16 protein-coding genes are annotated in these 16238 nt (G+C 37.3%); all 16 read left to right on the plus strand.

Annotated features, from left to right (window positions below):
• Window positions 1-30: 30 nt before the first annotated feature.
• The gene (purR, locus tag ACIP9W_RS21540) at window positions 31-882 is read left to right on the plus strand and encodes a pur operon repressor (protein WP_400793217.1); all 852 of its coding nucleotides are present in this window, start codon (window positions 31-33) and stop codon (window positions 880-882) included.
• Entirely contained in the window at window positions 860-1231 is a 372-nt protein-coding gene (locus ACIP9W_RS21545; protein WP_282240949.1) for a RidA family protein, read from the plus strand. Before purR ends, ACIP9W_RS21545 begins: the two co-directional genes overlap by 23 nt.
• A gap of 689 nt (window positions 1232-1920) precedes the next feature.
• The gene (spoVG, locus tag ACIP9W_RS21550) at window positions 1921-2211 is read left to right on the plus strand and encodes a septation regulator SpoVG (protein ID WP_400793219.1); all 291 of its coding nucleotides are present in this window, start codon (window positions 1921-1923) and stop codon (window positions 2209-2211) included.
• A gap of 279 nt (window positions 2212-2490) precedes the next feature.
• Window positions 2491-3861, plus strand: a complete 1371-nt coding sequence (glmU, locus tag ACIP9W_RS21555; RefSeq protein WP_400793221.1) for a bifunctional UDP-N-acetylglucosamine diphosphorylase/glucosamine-1-phosphate N-acetyltransferase GlmU — start codon at window positions 2491-2493, stop codon at window positions 3859-3861.
• A 22-nt stretch (window positions 3862-3883) separates the two neighbouring features.
• Complete coding sequence (locus ACIP9W_RS21560; protein WP_400793223.1) at window positions 3884-4843, plus strand: ribose-phosphate diphosphokinase; 960 nt, start codon at window positions 3884-3886, stop codon at window positions 4841-4843.
• 79 nt (window positions 4844-4922) lie between these two features.
• Window positions 4923-5525, plus strand: a complete 603-nt coding sequence (locus ACIP9W_RS21565) for a 50S ribosomal protein L25/general stress protein Ctc (RefSeq protein WP_400793225.1) — start codon at window positions 4923-4925, stop codon at window positions 5523-5525.
• Window positions 5526-5697: 172 nt separating this feature from the next.
• The gene (pth, locus tag ACIP9W_RS21570; RefSeq protein WP_400793227.1) at window positions 5698-6261 is read left to right on the plus strand and encodes an aminoacyl-tRNA hydrolase; all 564 of its coding nucleotides are present in this window, start codon (window positions 5698-5700) and stop codon (window positions 6259-6261) included.
• 46 nt (window positions 6262-6307) lie between these two features.
• Entirely contained in the window at window positions 6308-6538 is a 231-nt protein-coding gene (locus tag ACIP9W_RS21575; RefSeq protein WP_400793229.1) for an anti-sigma-F factor Fin, read from the plus strand.
• A 91-nt stretch (window positions 6539-6629) separates the two neighbouring features.
• Complete coding sequence (gene mfd, locus ACIP9W_RS21580; RefSeq protein WP_400793231.1) at window positions 6630-10154, plus strand: transcription-repair coupling factor; 3525 nt, start codon at window positions 6630-6632, stop codon at window positions 10152-10154.
• Window positions 10155-10249: 95 nt separating this feature from the next.
• Window positions 10250-10786: a stage V sporulation protein T gene (gene spoVT, locus ACIP9W_RS21585; RefSeq protein WP_142540949.1), complete on the plus strand. Its 537-nt coding sequence runs from the start codon at window positions 10250-10252 to the stop codon at window positions 10784-10786.
• Window positions 10787-11545: 759 nt separating this feature from the next.
• Complete coding sequence (locus ACIP9W_RS21590) at window positions 11546-13153, plus strand: putative polysaccharide biosynthesis protein (RefSeq protein WP_400793233.1); 1608 nt, start codon at window positions 11546-11548, stop codon at window positions 13151-13153.
• A 15-nt stretch (window positions 13154-13168) separates the two neighbouring features.
• The gene (yabN, locus tag ACIP9W_RS21595; protein ID WP_400793235.1) at window positions 13169-14626 is read left to right on the plus strand and encodes a bifunctional methyltransferase/pyrophosphohydrolase YabN; all 1458 of its coding nucleotides are present in this window, start codon (window positions 13169-13171) and stop codon (window positions 14624-14626) included.
• 7 nt (window positions 14627-14633) lie between these two features.
• Window positions 14634-14924 carry an RNA-binding S4 domain-containing protein gene (locus tag ACIP9W_RS21600; RefSeq protein ID WP_400793237.1) on the plus strand — a complete coding sequence of 97 codons (291 nt, stop codon included), beginning with the start codon at window positions 14634-14636 and terminating at the stop codon, window positions 14922-14924.
• A 78-nt stretch (window positions 14925-15002) separates the two neighbouring features.
• Window positions 15003-15305 carry a sporulation protein YabP gene (yabP, locus tag ACIP9W_RS21605; RefSeq protein ID WP_142540926.1) on the plus strand — a complete coding sequence of 101 codons (303 nt, stop codon included), beginning with the start codon at window positions 15003-15005 and terminating at the stop codon, window positions 15303-15305.
• On the plus strand, window positions 15302-15799 hold the full coding sequence (gene yabQ / locus ACIP9W_RS21610; protein ID WP_400793239.1) for a spore cortex biosynthesis protein YabQ: 498 nt from the start codon (window positions 15302-15304) through the stop codon (window positions 15797-15799). Before yabP ends, yabQ begins: the two co-directional genes overlap by 4 nt.
• 24 nt (window positions 15800-15823) lie before the next feature.
• Entirely contained in the window at window positions 15824-16219 is a 396-nt protein-coding gene (locus tag ACIP9W_RS21615) for an FtsB family cell division protein (RefSeq protein WP_282240957.1), read from the plus strand.
• The last annotated feature ends 19 nt before the right edge of the window (window positions 16220-16238 follow it).

Below are 16238 nucleotides of genomic sequence, written 5' to 3' on the forward strand. Positions count from 1 at the left end.
TATAAAATATTCGTATTTGGAGGTGATTGGATGAAGTGGAAAAGAAGTGAACGATTAGTAGATATGACGCAATTCTTAATGGAACATCCTCATAAATTAATCCCTTTGACATTTTTTGCTTCTTTGTACGAATCAGCTAAATCTTCCATCAGTGAAGATTTAACGATTGTAAAAGAAACATTTGAAGAAAGAGGTAGCGGTTTACTTGTAACTGTGCCTGGAGCAGCAGGTGGAGTAAAGTTTATCCCGACGATGACGGACGAAGATGTAAAAGTTGTAGCAGAAGAGCTGATGGAACAACTTTCAAAGGCAGAACGTTTGTTACCAGGTGGCTACTTGTACATGACCGACTTGTTAGGAAGCCCAGCTCTAATGAATAAAGTGGGGAAAGTGTTTGCTTCCGCTTTTGCAAATGAAAAAATAGACGCGATTATGACGGTTGCCACAAAAGGAATTCCTATTGCGCACGCCATAGCCAGACATTTAAATGTACCAGTAGTTGTTGTACGAAGAGACAGTAAAGTAACAGAAGGTCCAACGGTTAGTATTAATTATGTTTCTGGATCTGCCAGACGTATTCAAACAATGGTTCTTTCTAAAAGAAGTATGGAAAAAGGACAACGTGTGTTAATCACGGATGACTTTATGAAGGTCGGTGGAACGATTAACGGAATGAAAAGCTTACTAGAGGAATTCAATTGTGAGCTTGCAGGCATTGCGGTACTGGTAGAAGCGGAGCATGAAGGCGAGCAGTTAGTAGAAGATTATTTATCTCTAGTGAAACTACACGAAGTAAATGAAAAAAGTGGTACAATTGCTTTAACAGAAGGAAATTATTTTGTGAAGGGTGGAAATTTAGATGAAAGCAGTAGCAACAACTAATGCACCAGCAGCAATCGGGCCTTATGTACAAGGAGTTATCGTAAATGGAATGTTTTATAGCTCTGGCCAAATCCCATTAACTCCAACAGGAGAAGTTGTAGAAGGTTCTATAACAGAACAAACAGCACAAGTATTTGCAAATTTAGAGGCAGTCTTAACAGAAGCTGGCTCATCCTTATCCAAAGTTGTAAAAACATTGGTGTTCTTAAAAGATATGAATGATTTTGCAGAATTCAATGATGCATATGAAAAACATTTTGCAGGCCATAAACCAGCTCGATCCGCTGTAGAAGTAGCAAGATTGCCCAAAGACGTAAAAGTGGAAATTGAAGTAATTGCTATAGTTTAAACATAAAGTATGTTTTCTTCGGAGAACATGCTTTTTTTATTTAAAGTGGAATATAGGGAAACTGTGCGGTAGTGAGTTGAATAAGGCGGACACTCGGATTTCCACCGGATGGGTAGATGAGTCAGCACCACCGCTTGCGCATATGTTGTGCAGTCTCATCTTACAAAGGCTCAGAGTGCCATATCGTGTGGCAACGCCTTCGTAACCGACACCCTGTTGTCCTCGGTAGGATTCTTTTCTATTTATGATCGACTTGCTAAAAATAAAATCATCAAAAGTTTATCAATCATATAAATCCAGTAAATGGATAAGGGCAACCAAACAGCTGTCGAAAGAAACCAGTTCTATTCTGAGAGCAACCAAACGACTGTTGGGAGCAACTAATCTAGTCTTAAAGCAACCAAATTACTCTTGAAAGCAACCAATTTTCATAAGCCAAGTTTACTTGGAGTGAAATGCCACTAAACAGCGACGCTAATTAACTAGCATTATTTCTCACGGATTGTAGCGGACAATTCATTTAACCCACTACCGGGGAGTATCCCTAAATTGTGAATCTATCTCCACATAAAGCGTTTTTTATTTTATAATATTAAAAATATTCTCATATAAAAGAAGGAAAAATGAAATTCTTGTGGAATAGTAATGGATAGAAAGAGATGCAACTATGAAAAAGGGGTGGTAATTAAATGGAAGTAACTGACGTGAGGTTACGCAAAGTACTAACAGATGGTCGTATGCGTGCTATCGCTTCCATTACATTGGACAACGAATTTGTTGTGCATGATATTCGAGTGATAGATGGAAATGCTGGGTTGTTTGTTGCAATGCCTAGTAAAAGAACTCCAGAAGGTGAATTTAGGGATATTGCCCATCCGATAAATCCTGGAACGAGAAACAAAATTCAAGAAGCAGTATTGTATGCGTATCATTTAAGTAGTGATGTGGAAGAACAGAAACTAACAGAGGCCAGCGTATAATATACAAAAAGCACAAGCGCCTTTATCTAATAACCACAGCTTTTTCTCCTATGATATCAAGGAGTAACATCCTTCCGTGAGGAGCTGTGTACAAAAGTTTGGACAACTAAAAAACGCACACCAAAACCATTTCTATTCCAGAGATGGTTTTTTTGTGCAATAAATTTATCTATAATACTTGTTTTGTCATGTATTTGTCAAGAGATATTTCCTTGAAATATCGGTTCATTTCCGCTATAGTCAAAAGAGGAAATTAGCCCACTGGAGGGAATTCGGAATATGACAAATACTTTTGCGGTTGTACTAGCAGCTGGTAAAGGAACTCGTATGAAGTCAAATCTATATAAAGTACTGCATCCTGTCTGTGGAAAGCCCATGGTGGAACATGTTATCGATAACATGGAAAAGCTAGGTGTTGAAAAAATCGTGACAGTAGTTGGTCATGGTGCAGAAGTTGTTCAAAGTGAATTAGGAAACAGAAGTGAGTATGTACTTCAAGCAGAGCAACTAGGAACAGCGCATGCAGTTTTACAAGCAGAAACAACACTTGCCGATTTATCTGGAACAACTATTGTAATTTGTGGAGATACACCACTAATTACAGCAGAAACAATGAGAGAGTTATTAAATCATCATAAACAAACAAGAGCTAAAGCGACGATTTTAACTGCAATTGCTGCTGATCCAACTGGGTATGGAAGAATAATCCGTGCTGAAGGTGGAAATGTAAAAAGCATTGTGGAGCAAAAAGATGCATCTGCAGAAGAGCAGCTTGTAAATGAGATTAACTCAGGTACTTATTGTTTCGATAATGAAGCATTATTTAAATCGTTAAAATTAGTGAAAAACGAAAATGCACAAGGTGAGTATTATTTACCGGATGTAATCGAAATTTTGCAAAAAGAAGGAGAAGTAGTTTCTGCTTTTGCCGCAAAGGATTTTGATGAGATTCTTGGTATAAATGATCGAATCGCACTTTCTCAAGCAGAACAGATCATGCGATCTCGTATTGCTCATCATCATATGCGGGAAGGTGTCACAATTATTGATCCTCAAAGTACATACATCAGTAGCGATGCGGTAATTGGTGCAGACACAGTTATCCAGCCTGGAGTTATTATTGAAGGACAAACTACCATTGGAGAAAATTGTATAATTGGTCCGAACAGTCATCTTGTTTCAAGTGTTATTGGGAACAGAACAACTATCCATTCATCCGTTGTGTTATCGAGTGAAGTCGGCGATCATACAACAATTGGTCCATTTGCACATATTCGACCACAGTCTGAACTTGGAAATGACGTGAAGATTGGTAACTTTGTTGAAGTGAAAAAATCGTCAGTAGGAAATGGTAGTAAAATTTCTCACTTAAGTTATATGGGTGACGCTTCAATTGGCTCAAATGTAAATATTGGCTGTGGAACGATTACAGTAAATTACGATGGGAAAAATAAATTTGTAACAACAATTGAAGACGATGCTTTTGTTGGCTGTAACTCTAATTTAATAGCACCTGTTACAATTGGAACTAAGGCGTATGTTGCTGCAGGCTCTACAATCACAAAAAACGTTCCTGGTGAAGCACTTGCAATAGGTCGTGCACGACAAGAAAATAAAGAAGGCTATGTAAATAAACTAAAACTAAAATAACTGATTCCTCAGGAGGATTATCATGTCAGAACAATATGCAAATTCGAAGTTAAAAATATTTACCTTAAATTCTAATAAAGAATTAGCTGAAGAAATCGCAAACGCAGTAGGAGTTCCACTAGGAAAAAGCACAGTTACTAGATTCAGTGATGGCGAAGTTCAAATCAATATTGAAGAAAGTATCCGCGGTTGTGACGTGTTTATTGTTCAATCAACGTCTGCTCCTGTAAACGAACATATTATGGAATTACTTATAATGCTAGATGCTTTAAAACGTGCTTCTGCACGTACAATAAGTGTTGTGTTACCTTACTACGGATATGCTCGTCAAGATAGAAAGGCACGTGCTCGTGAACCGATTACAGCTAAGCTTGTAGCAGACCTTTTAACAACAGCAGGGGCAACTCGTGCAATCGTATTGGATTTACATGCTCCACAAATTCAAGGATTCTTTAATATTCCGATTGACCATTTAGTGGCAGCGCCGATTTTATCTGATTATTTCTTAGGAAAAGATATTGATCCTGCGGAATTAGTTATTGTATCTCCAGACCATGGTGGTGTAACACGTGCTCGTAAAATGGCTGATCGCTTAAAAGCACCGATCGCTATCATCGATAAACGTCGTCCACGTCCAAATGTTGCAGAAGTAATGAATATTGTCGGTAATGTAGAAGGTAAGACTGCTATTTTAATCGACGACATCATTGATACAGCTGGTACTATTTCTATTGCGGCGCAAGCGTTAATGGAAAGCGGTGCAAAAGAAGTTTATGCTTGCTGTACGCACGCAGTACTATCTGGTCCAGCTATTGAACGTATCGATAACTCAGTAATAAAGGAATTAGTGATCACGAATTCAATTCAATTATCCGAAGAAAAAACGTCTCCAAAAATTAAAGAATTATCAGTAGCAAAATTATTAGGGGACGCAATCGTACGTGTATTCGAAGAAAAGTCAGTAAGTACTTTATTTGATTGAGATTTATCTGAATAATGTTTGAAGAATCCTGATAGTGGGTATACATATTGGTAGAAAACTATCGGGAGGATGAGAATAGATGAGTACAACTGTAAAAGCACAAGCAAGAGGGCGTAAAGAAAATAACAAGTTAAGAAACAATGGATATATTCCTGCTGTCGTATATGGTTTTGAAGTAGAATCACAACCAATCGCGGTAGAAGAAAAAGATTTAACTAAAACGCTTCGTGAAGTTGGTCGTAATGGAGTCATTAAGCTAGAAGTTAACGGTAAAACAGTTAACGCGGTGATGAGTGATTATCAGATGAATATACTAAAGGGTCAAATGATTCATGCAGATTTTTTAGCGATTAACATGCAAGAAGAATTAGACGTAAACGTTTTAGTAAATGTTGTTGGTAATTCAGTTGGTGTATCTGAGGGTGGATTGCTGCAACAACCAAATAGAGAAATAACGATTACTGTAAAACCATCTAGTATCCCTGAAAGCATCGATGTTGATGTTTCGGGAATGGCAATTGGTGACACATTAACAGTTGCGGATGTTCGCGACAAAATAGAGTACACTATTGTAAATGATGATGAGTATACATTAGCTACTGTGTCAGCACCGCGAGTAGAAGATACAGAAGAAACGGATACAGAAGAAGAAACAACTGAAGAGACAAAAACTGAAGAATAATAAAACAAAAGAGATTGTCTTAAGGCAATCTCTTTTGTTTTATTAAGAAGATAAGTAAGTATCCTTCTGTTCTATATAACATAGTGAACTTAGTCTGTATCCCCCTAATATAGGCGCTTGCGCTTTTCTTATGATAAAATAAAGGAAATACGTATTAAAGGAATGGAAATGAATGAAAATTATTGTTGGTCTAGGAAATCCGGGGAAGCAATACGAAGCAACGAGACATAATATTGGTTTTCATGTAATAGACGAGCTTGCAAATCGCTTCAAGTTACCGCTCACGCAATCAAAGTTTAATGGGATGTATGGTATCTCTCATATAGGCACAGAAAAAGTTATGCTCTTGAAACCGTTAACATATATGAACTTATCGGGTGAATGTATCGTGCCTATGATGGATTATTTTGAAGTAGACGACGATGACCTCGTAGTTATTTATGATGATCTAGATTTACAAGTAGGAAAGCTTCGACTTCGTCAAAAAGGAAGTGCTGGAGGACATAATGGTATTAAGTCTATTATACAGCACCTAGGGACGCAAGAATTTAACCGGATTCGAATTGGAATTGATCGACCTGCAAACGGGATGAAAGTTCCAGACTATGTGCTATCCAAATTTAGTGATGATGAAAGAATGGAAATGGAGACAGCAGTGAAAAAAAGTGCGGATGCATGTGAGGATTGGCTGTCAAAAAGTTTTTTAGAAGTGATGAATAAATATAATGGTGCATAAATTTTAACGAAAAGACCTATACTTCCTAAAAGGAGGTTTGATGGTTATGCCGATTCGTTATAAATGCCGCCACTGTGAAACAGAAATTGGTCAATTACCATTTGATAGTATAGATGAACAGTTTCTAAATAAACATGAAATAACACCGGAAGAACAACATGAATACATAGTAAGTGGAGCTGAGGGAGAGTATACCGTGCAATGCATATGTGAAGAATGTCAAAATTCTCTTCAAACGTTTCCAAACTATTATGCATTAAAAAAATGGATACAGTAAAGACGCTTTGGCACGATTTCGTGCACAAAGCCTTTTCTGTTTTATTATCATTCAAAGAAGTTCTTTTGTTTGTTGGATAGGGGAGGATTGAATGGAACTTTTAAGCAATCTATTAATCGAAGATACACATATACAAAAACTAGTAAAAGAATTAGAGAGTGGAAATGACCAACAGTTAATAACTGGTCTCACTTCTAGTGCAAGAGCGGTCTTCACAGAGATGCTCTATAAGGAACGTCGGAAAGCTATCTTAATTGTTACTCCCAATTTGTTACATGCTCAAAAACTGACAGAGGATTTAGTAAAGCTTGTTGGAGAGGAATTAGTACGCCTATATCCTGCAGATGAGCTTATAGCTGCAGATATATCCATTACAAGTCCAGAGCTTCGTGCACAGCGTTTGGAAGCATTAGACCATATGCTGACGAAAAAAAATGGAATTTATATTGTTCCAATCGCTGGATTAAAAAAGCATATGCCAAATGTAAAAGACTGGCAAGAAAGTACAATCTCCGTTGCTGAAGGGGATGAGATTAATCTAGAATCTTTCCTACAAAGTTTAGTCGATATGGGATATGTAAGGCAACCAATGGTTACTACACCTGGAGAGTTTGCTTTAAGAGGCGGAATCATTGATATTTATCCTTTGTATTTAGAAAACCCCATACGTATAGAGTTATTCGATACAGAAGTAGATTCTATTCGAACATTCTCTGCGGAAGATCAGCGTTCTTTAGAAAAGTTGAAGGATATTCGAATATTACCAGCTACAGAGTATGTTTTAACAGCGGATAAAAAGAAACTACTTGCACATAAATTAGAACAGTCTCTTGCAGAAAGCTTAAAAAAAGTTAAAATACAGGAAATGAAAGATCAGTTTTATCAAAACATTCAACATGATATCGAATTATTAAAACAAGGTGAACAGCCGAAAGAGTTTATGAAATACGTCTCATTATTGGATAAAGATAATAGCTTCTTAGGAAACTATTTCAATCAACATGGGATGGTTTTATTTGATGAACTTGGAAGAATTCAAGAAGTAGCAGATACGTTAGAGAGAGAAGAGAATGACTGGTTCTTATCATTATTAGAAGAAGGAAAAACAGTTCATGATGTAAAGCCATCGTTTCATTTAAAAGATATTATTCACATGCTTCCGAATGAAAAAGTCTATTTTTCTTTATTTTCACGTACATTCTCAGGCATAACGATTAAGAAAAATGTAACTATCTCTTGCAAACCAATGCAAAACTTTCATGGACAAATGCACTTATTGAAAAACGAAGTGGAGCGGTTTATACAAGGGAAGTTTCGCGTTGTTATTTTAGCAGATGGAAAAGACCGTGTTTCCAAAATCCATACTGTTCTAGAAGATTATGAAATAGTATCCAAGATAGGAGCCTCCACAAATGATTTACAGCAGCCTGGTATTTTTGTTGTAGAAGGAGATCTAGATGCAGGCTTTGAATTACCATTACAAAGAATTGCTGTTATTACAGATGCTGAGTTATTTAAACAAAAGCATAAGAAAAAAACAAGAACACAAAAAGTATCAAATGCAGAAAGAATTAAAAGCTATTCCGAAATAAAACCCGGAGACAATGTTGTACATATTCATCACGGGATAGGAAAATATATTGGAATAGAAACGTTATTAGTTAACGGTATTCATAAAGACTATCTTCATATTCGATATCGCGGCGAAGATAAATTATTCGTTCCGGTCGACCAAATAGATCTTATTCAAAAGTACGTTGCTTCCGGAGAAAAGGACCCAAAGCTTCATAAATTAGGTGGAGCGGACTGGAAGAAAACAAAAACAAAAGTATCCGCAGCTGTTCAAGATATTGCAGATGAGCTGATAAAACTATATGCCAAACGAGAAGCTGAAGTAGGATATGCATTTGAGCCGGATAGTGAAATGCAACAATCTTTTGAGGCAGCCTTCCCTTATGAAGAAACCGAAGATCAACTTCGTACTATTCGTGAAGTGAAACAGGATATGGAAAGAGCCCGTCCAATGGATCGATTAGTATGTGGCGATGTAGGATATGGAAAAACGGAAGTAGCTATTCGAGCTGCATTTAAAGCGGTGATGGAAGGAAAACAAGTTGCATTTCTCTGTCCAACAACCATTCTTGCGCAACAGCATTATGAGACGATGCTAGAACGGTTCCAAGAGTTTCCCATTGAAGTAGGCTTACTTAGTCGTTTCCGTTCTAAAAAACAACAAACAGAAACGATAAATGGACTTAAAAAGGGAATGGTAGACGTAGTAGTAGGAACGCATCGGATCTTATCAAAAGACGTTGTTTATCACGACTTAGGACTTCTCGTTGTCGATGAAGAACAACGGTTTGGTGTAAAGCATAAAGAAAAGATTAAACAATTAAAAACAAATGTAGACGTTATAACACTAACTGCCACACCGATTCCACGTACATTGCATATGTCGATGATTGGAGTACGGGATTTATCTGTTATTGAAACACCACCTAAAAACCGCTTTCCTGTTCAAACGTATGTGATGGAATATAACGGTGCACTTGTCCGAGAAGCGATTGAACGAGAACTAGCAAGGGGAGGACAGGCATTCTACCTATACAACCGAGTAGAAGATATCACTCGAAAAGTAGATGAAATTCAAATGCTTGTACCAAGTGCTAGAGTTGGATTTGCACATGGGCAAATGTCTGAAACGGAGCTTGAATCGGTTATTATTAGCTTTTTAGAAGGAGAATACGACGTTTTAGTCACGACGACTATTATTGAAACAGGTATTGATATTCCAAATGTTAATACGCTAATTATTCATGATGCAGATAAAATGGGATTGTCTCAGCTTTATCAATTACGTGGGCGTGTAGGTCGTTCCAACCGAGTTGCATATGCTTACTTAATGCACCAAAGAGATAAAGTGTTGACAGACGTAGCAGAAAAAAGATTGCAGGCGATTAAAGAGTTTACGGAGCTCGGTTCCGGCTTTAAAATCGCTATGCGAGATCTTTCTATTCGGGGAGCCGGTAATTTACTTGGATCTCAGCAACATGGGTTTATAGATTCGGTTGGTTTCGATCTATATACACAAATGCTTGAAGATGCAATAGAAGAAAAAAGAACAGGGATTAAAAAAGAGGAAATCCCAGATTTAGAAATTGTGTTATCAACGGACGCTTATATTTCGGATGAGTATATTCCAGATGGATATCAAAAAATTCAAATGTATAAACGTGTGAAAGCAATGGAGAAGGAAGAGGAGTATTTGGATCTTGTAGATGAATTACAAGACCGTTTCGGTGATTTACCACTTGAAGCAGAGAAATTATTACGTATTGCACGTATGAAGGTTTATGGTAAATCAGCGGGAGTTGAATCTATTAAAGAAGTAAATAAAATCGTATCTATTCGATTTAGTGTGGAAGGTACACAAAATATAAATGGTGCCTTACTTGTAGAGAAGTCTATGAAATATGGACGTGCGGTAGGATTTACGATGGATAATAGCAATCTGGTCATTACAATAGATGAACGGAAAACAGGAAAATTTGATCCGTTTGATGTATTAGAAGAAATGATGTTAGTTCTTCCAGAGGCAAAAAAAGAAATAGCATAAGCTAAATACCACTTTGCATATTTTTTGGTAATGTGATGCATACTATGGCAGAAATGAATTTTAGTTTCCAATCTGTCGAAAGTGAGGCAAATTACATGAAAGCAACTGGCATCGTACGTCGTATTGATGATTTAGGGCGAGTAGTAATCCCGAAAGAAATACGACGAACACTTCGCATCCGAGAAGGAGATCCGTTGGAAATTTTTACGGATAGAGATGGAGAAGTAATTTTAAAGAAGTATTCGCCTATAAGCGAGCTTGGAAGTTTTGCAAAAGAGTACGCGGAAACTTTGTATGAAACTTTAGGAACTCCAGTTCTGATAAGTGACCGTGATGAAATGATTGCAGCAGCAGGATTATCGAAAAAAGATTATTTAAATCGTCGGTTAAGCCCAGATGTAGAGGAAATAGTGAGTAAGAGATCCGTTGTGATGGAAAAACATGAAAACTCTGTAGAGTGGGTACCGGGAATTTTTGAAACAGTTAAGTCCTATTGTATCGCGCCTATAATTGCATCTGGAGATCCAATTGGGGCAGTATTTTTAATATCAAAAGTACATTTTATCGGGGAAGCGGAACTAAAAGCAATTGAAACCGCTGCAAATTTCCTGGCAAAACAAATGGAAAGTTAAAAAAGCCTTCCTCTTTTACAAAAGAGGAAGGCTTTTTTGTGCTTTAGGAAAAAATAAAGGCTATAGTATGTAGATAACTTTTTATCAACTATTATTAATGGGAACTAGCGAGTTAGATTAATCGGCTGTCTCTTGTCGACGACTAGTGCGCATTCTAGGGAAACTGCGAAGTAATGTGATGTGTCCGCTGAGTGAGCGTGAAGCCTTCATCGCCGCTTGCGCGTGCGATGTAATACCACCAATATTGCTGCGAAAACGACAAACTAGCCTCTGAACGCGACAAAGCCAAGCAAGCGGAATCTTTTTGTAAAGTAATCCCAAATAATATTCATCCATATCGGCATCTCATTCCAAGTAAACTTGGGTTATGAAAAATTGGTTGCTCTCATGGGTCATTTGGTTGCTGTAAGACTGTAACTAATTGCTTTTAACATTCGTTTGGTTGCTCTCAGGCTACAACTGATTGCTTTCGACAGTTTTTGATTGCCCTTAGCCATTTTTTGGATAAACTTATTCTACCACTACATAGTTGGAGGGATTTAGTGCGACCGCACGAGACTCCTGCGGGAAAGCGAAGCGCCGCCGTACTAAATCCAAGTGCTCACTTTCTTCCACTCACTACCGCGTAGTTTCCCTATACTCCACACTAAAGGCTTCGAAAAACAAGATCCTCCCAATCCTCATTTATGTTTTTATTGTCCTGCGATAACTTATCTTGTGTATAATAAATGCATTGCTGGATGGAAGAAGGATTCAACTATGAGTAATGATTGGAATATGAGGACTTACATGAAAGGGGCTGCAATGCTAACTGTTGCAGCAATTATTGTAAAACTACTAAGTGCAGTGTACCGAGTTCCTTTTCAGAACCTAGTAGGAGATGAAGGTTTTTATATTTACCAACAGGTATATCCGTTTATTGGAATTATTACAACTTGGACTTCCTATGGTTTTGCAGTTGCACTATCAAAAGTATTATCAGATTATAAAGCAAGCGGGAAAGAATACGCCATACCGCAAGTCCGTAAAATAGCATTTATCTACATTGGGATACTTTCCATTTTGTCTTTTATCGTGTTGTATGTTGGTGCAAATTTTTTCGCAGAGGCGATGGGTGATGGAAATCTAGCTTACTTATTAAAAGAAGGCTCATATGTCATTTTACTGATGCCGATGCTTGCAGTGTTAAAAGGAGAGTTTCAATCTAAAGGCCATATGCAGCCAGTAGCGTATGCACAAATAGTGGAGCAGGCAATTCGAGTTTCCGTTATATTACTTGGTACATGGATTGTTATATCCAAAAGCTTTGATCTATATAAAGCTGGCAGTATGGCAATGTACGGTGCGGTAGCAGGGGAACTTGCTGGTGTATTATTTTTGGCATTTATTTATTGGAAGATAATTGGACGTGAGAAGAAGAGTCATAAACAAAACTACGTACTACTTTGGCCAATTATAAAAGATTTAACGATGATTAGTATTAGTGCAAGTATAAGTGCGTTATTGTTTTTGCTGCTACAATTAGTAGATTCATTTACCGTTTTTCAAATTCTTCTAGAAAACGGTTTGGAGAAGCAAGAGGCAATGGAGACAAAAGGAGTTTATGACCGTGGTCAACCGCTCGTACAACTAGGGATTGTTATTGCATCCACTTTATCATTGGCGATCGTTCCACTCGTCGCACATCGGATGAATAAAGAAAAAGGGCGGACTGCAATCCCTTTTATGCAACTTACGTTTCGAGTAGCTTTTACTTTCAGCATTGCTGCAGCTTTAGGCCTGATTGTAGTACTTCCGTTTGTGAATGAGATGCTGTTTCAAACGAGAGATGAGTCGATCACTTTAATGGTGTTCTCTTTTCAAATTGTATGGATGTCTTTAATTCTCACCTTGATGGCAATGCTACAAGGAAGCGGAAAAGTAAAGCTTCCGACAGTGTTTTTAATGCTTGGTGTATGTAGTAAATGGCTAGTAAATGGTATGCTTGTACCAGCGTACGGCATATTAGGGGCAGCTATAGCGGGAAATATTAGTTTAGTGCTTGTATTTATATGTATGTTTTATTATTTTAAAAGAAGTTGGAAGATACGTTTTGCTTCATTAGCCTTTTACAAAGGAATTGCATGTTCCTCTGTAGCTATGGTCGTAGGTGTTATAGCTTATAGTTTAGTAGCAGATGCTTACTTTTTTGATTGGTTGCCTAGTCGTATAGAGGCACTTGCAATATCATTAAGTGCAGTTATGCTCGGAGCAGCGATCTTTTTAATAATTTTAGCAAAAAGACGTGTTATAGCGGAGAAAGAGTGGTTTTTATTGCCATTTGGTAGAAGAATGGCCTCTTTCCAGTTATGGTTAAATAAAGATTAGTAAGGGTGTGAACAGATGAATGAAATAACGATTATTGGACTTGGAGCAAGTGATTTAGATCAGCTTCCTTTAGGTATATATAAAAAGCTAAAAGCAGCAGAGCATTTATATGTACGTACAGAGCAGCACCCAGTATTGCAGGAGCTAAAATCGGAAGGTCTTAGCTGGACGAGCTTTGACGCGATATACGAGGAAAATGATCAATTTGAAACGGTCTACGAAGAAATAGTACAAACACTGCTAAAGTTAGCAAACGAAACTTCTGTTACATACGCAGTGCCTGGGCATCCGCTTGTAGCAGAACAAACTGTTCAGTTATTAATCGAGGCGGAGCGAAAGGGAAATGCAAATATCCGAATTGAAGGTGGACAAAGCTTTTTGGATCCAATTTTTGCAGCTTTACGCATTGATCCAATTGAAGGGTTTCAACTGTTAGATGGAACTAGTTTTAAACGAGATGATGTCCAAATGGGATCGCATGTACTAATCGGACAGGTGTATGATGCGTTTAGTGCATCTGAAGTAAAGCTAACACTTATGGAAAAGTATCCGGACGATTATGAAGTGACGATTGTAACAGCTGCAGGCTCTACGCAAGAAAAACTAACGAAAGTACCTTTATACGAGCTAGACCATGTAATGGAGCTTGATAACTTAACGACATTGTATATTCCCCCTATACAAGAGCAGGAAAAACGATTAAAGGAATGGCAAACATTACGCCAAATCGTCGCCGATTTAAGAGGGCCTAACGGATGTCCTTGGGATAAAGAACAAACGCATGCAACACTAAAGAAATATGCAGTAGAAGAAGTTTACGAGCTCTTACAGGCGATTGATGAGGAAGATGATGATCATATTGTCGAAGAACTTGGGGACGTCCTCTTACAAGTGTTTTTACACGCACAAATTGGAGAGGATAGTGGATACTTCAACATGGAGGATGTACTGAACTCCATTTCCGATAAAATGATTCGTAGACATCCACATGTATTTGGAGAAGACACCGCAAACAGCACAGAGGACGTTATGCGCAATTGGCAGCAAATAAAAGCGGAAGAGAAAAAAAGCGATGAAGAGTCATTACTGGACGGAGAAATGCGTTCAGATTCTTCCCTTCTAACATCTTTCAATTATCAAAAGAAAGTTGCCAAGGTTGGTTTTGATTGGCCAGATGTCTCTGGTGCTTGGGACAAATTCTCAGAAGAGTTAGCAGAGTGGAAAGAAGAATTACAGTCGGGGACAAAAGATACACAAGTGGATGAGCTAGGAGATGTGTTATTTACAATTGTTAATCTAGCACGGTTTTATGGAATATCTCCTGAGCAAGCAATGATACAAGCGAATGAGAAATTTAAAAGAAGATTCCAATTTATCGAGTCGAGTGTTAAAAAGGGAAAAGGAAACTTTTCAGACTATAATTTAGAAGAGCTCGATAGTTTTTGGAATGAAGCAAAGAAACTGGAGAGGTAGTGTGAATATGAGATTAGATAAATTTTTAAAAGTTTCTAGATTGATTAAAAGAAGAACACTTGCAAAAGAAGTTGCAGACCAAGGACGAATTACGATTAATGGAAAAGTAGCGAAAGCAAGCTCCGATGTGAAAGCAGGGGATGAGTTATCTATTCGTTTCGGGCAAAAAGTAGTAACTGCTTCTGTTGATGCGATTAAAGATTCGGCGAAAAAAGAAGAAGCCGCTTCTATGTTTACCATAATAAAAGAAGAAAGACTAGAAAAAATCGAACCAGCATTTATAGATGACGAAGATTAAGAAAAAAAGCATGACGCATTTGTCATGCTTTTTTTTTACGTGCATACAATGAATTAGGACAAGGAGAGGAGAGAGCATATGCAATTTCAAGCAGAAAACCAAACAATTACTATTCCATCGGGGGACCACTTAATATCGTTAAGAAATCGAAAAAGAATGGATTTAACTTCTGTAAAAGCAATTGAACGATTTGACCAACAAGAGTTCTATGTAAGAACATCACAAGGATTGCTTCTTATCAAGGGAGAAGAACTGAAGATTGTCCATTTAGATGTAGACAAAGGCCTGCTAACCCTAGATGGAATTGTAAAGGCCATCCAGTATGATGAGGAGCAGAATTTAGACGGTGCTCGAGGGTTACTTCATAAACTATTCGGATGACACTCTCTTTACAATTTTTTAGTTTATTATTAATGGTGTTGAGTGGAGTAGTCATAGGTGCGATAATTGAAGGGACACGCTTTGTGATGAATAGTTTTCCAAAGCGTACCTTTGTTTTCAAATATAGCACTGCTCTAGAAATAATCATTTGGATTTTACTTGGATTAGGAACTTTTTATATTCTTTTTCGAGTGCGAGATGGTATTTGGAGAATTTATGATCCATTAGCACAAATAGTAGGAATTCTATTGTATGAGCAATTGTTTCAACCTATTTTTCGGTTTATGGGAAGAGTTTTTTTACGGATGGTCATACTACCGATTTGGTTTATCATCCGCATAATTATAACAATTATTCGTAAAATTCTAAGATTAATAGTGATTATTCTTTTAACTATAGTACGACCGTTCCGCTTTATCTATAAAAAAATGCGGCATTTGGCTCTTAAGAAAAAACCGAACTTCCGTTATAATAAAAAGTACACGAAAAATTAAGGTACTTTGACGGGAGAGAGCGAAATGGGAGAAAAGCAAAGAAACGTATCCGCTTTGAAACAAGTTGCAGCAATTAATACAGATTATGTTCGCTCTATCGAACGTCAAGAAAATCGTAAAAAAGCAAAAAAGGTTCGTTTGTTTAGGCGTTTAGCTGTATTTGGAATTATGTCTTTAGCGCTTGTAGGATTTTTAATAACTACCTTAATAAACAGTAATCAGGCATTAGAAGAAAAACAATTACAAAAAGAAAAAGTCTCGGAAGAATTAGCAAAAGTCCAAGAAGAACAGGAAATGCTGAAGCTTCAAATTTCAAAATTAAATGACGATGAGTACATTGGAAAATTATTAAGAAAAGAATATTTCCTTTCAGAAGAAGGGGAAATTATCTTCACACTTCCAGATCCTAAAGAGAAATAAATTAAAAAAACAAGTTATA

The sequence above is a fragment of the Psychrobacillus sp. NPDC093180 genome (assembly GCF_044754065.1).
Taxonomy (GTDB): Bacteria; Bacillota; Bacilli; order Bacillales_A; family Planococcaceae; genus Psychrobacillus.

What these genes read in the sequence shown, in the direction of transcription:
- glmU (WP_400793221.1), top strand. Translation starts at nt 2,491, where the DNA reads ATGACAAATACTTTTGCGGTTGTACTAGCAGCTGGTAAAGGAACTCGT.
- ACIP9W_RS21560 (WP_400793223.1), top strand. Translation starts at nt 3,884, where the DNA reads ATGTCAGAACAATATGCAAATTCGAAGTTAAAAATATTTACCTTAAAT.
- ACIP9W_RS21545 (WP_282240949.1), top strand. Translation starts at nt 860, where the DNA reads ATGAAAGCAGTAGCAACAACTAATGCACCAGCAGCAATCGGGCCTTAT.
- pth (WP_400793227.1), top strand. Translation starts at nt 5,698, where the DNA reads ATGAAAATTATTGTTGGTCTAGGAAATCCGGGGAAGCAATACGAAGCA.
- purR (WP_400793217.1), top strand. Translation starts at nt 31, where the DNA reads ATGAAGTGGAAAAGAAGTGAACGATTAGTAGATATGACGCAATTCTTA.
- ACIP9W_RS21565 (WP_400793225.1), top strand. Translation starts at nt 4,923, where the DNA reads ATGAGTACAACTGTAAAAGCACAAGCAAGAGGGCGTAAAGAAAATAAC.
- yabN (WP_400793235.1), top strand. Translation starts at nt 13,169, where the DNA reads ATGAATGAAATAACGATTATTGGACTTGGAGCAAGTGATTTAGATCAG.
- ACIP9W_RS21600 (WP_400793237.1), top strand. Translation starts at nt 14,634, where the DNA reads ATGAGATTAGATAAATTTTTAAAAGTTTCTAGATTGATTAAAAGAAGA.
- ACIP9W_RS21575 (WP_400793229.1), top strand. Translation starts at nt 6,308, where the DNA reads ATGCCGATTCGTTATAAATGCCGCCACTGTGAAACAGAAATTGGTCAA.
- yabP (WP_142540926.1), top strand. Translation starts at nt 15,003, where the DNA reads ATGCAATTTCAAGCAGAAAACCAAACAATTACTATTCCATCGGGGGAC.
- spoVG (WP_400793219.1), top strand. Translation starts at nt 1,921, where the DNA reads ATGGAAGTAACTGACGTGAGGTTACGCAAAGTACTAACAGATGGTCGT.
- ACIP9W_RS21615 (WP_282240957.1), top strand. Translation starts at nt 15,824, where the DNA reads ATGGGAGAAAAGCAAAGAAACGTATCCGCTTTGAAACAAGTTGCAGCA.
- spoVT (WP_142540949.1), top strand. Translation starts at nt 10,250, where the DNA reads ATGAAAGCAACTGGCATCGTACGTCGTATTGATGATTTAGGGCGAGTA.
- yabQ (WP_400793239.1), top strand. Translation starts at nt 15,302, where the DNA reads ATGACACTCTCTTTACAATTTTTTAGTTTATTATTAATGGTGTTGAGT.
- ACIP9W_RS21590 (WP_400793233.1), top strand. Translation starts at nt 11,546, where the DNA reads ATGAGTAATGATTGGAATATGAGGACTTACATGAAAGGGGCTGCAATG.
- mfd (WP_400793231.1), top strand. Translation starts at nt 6,630, where the DNA reads ATGGAACTTTTAAGCAATCTATTAATCGAAGATACACATATACAAAAA.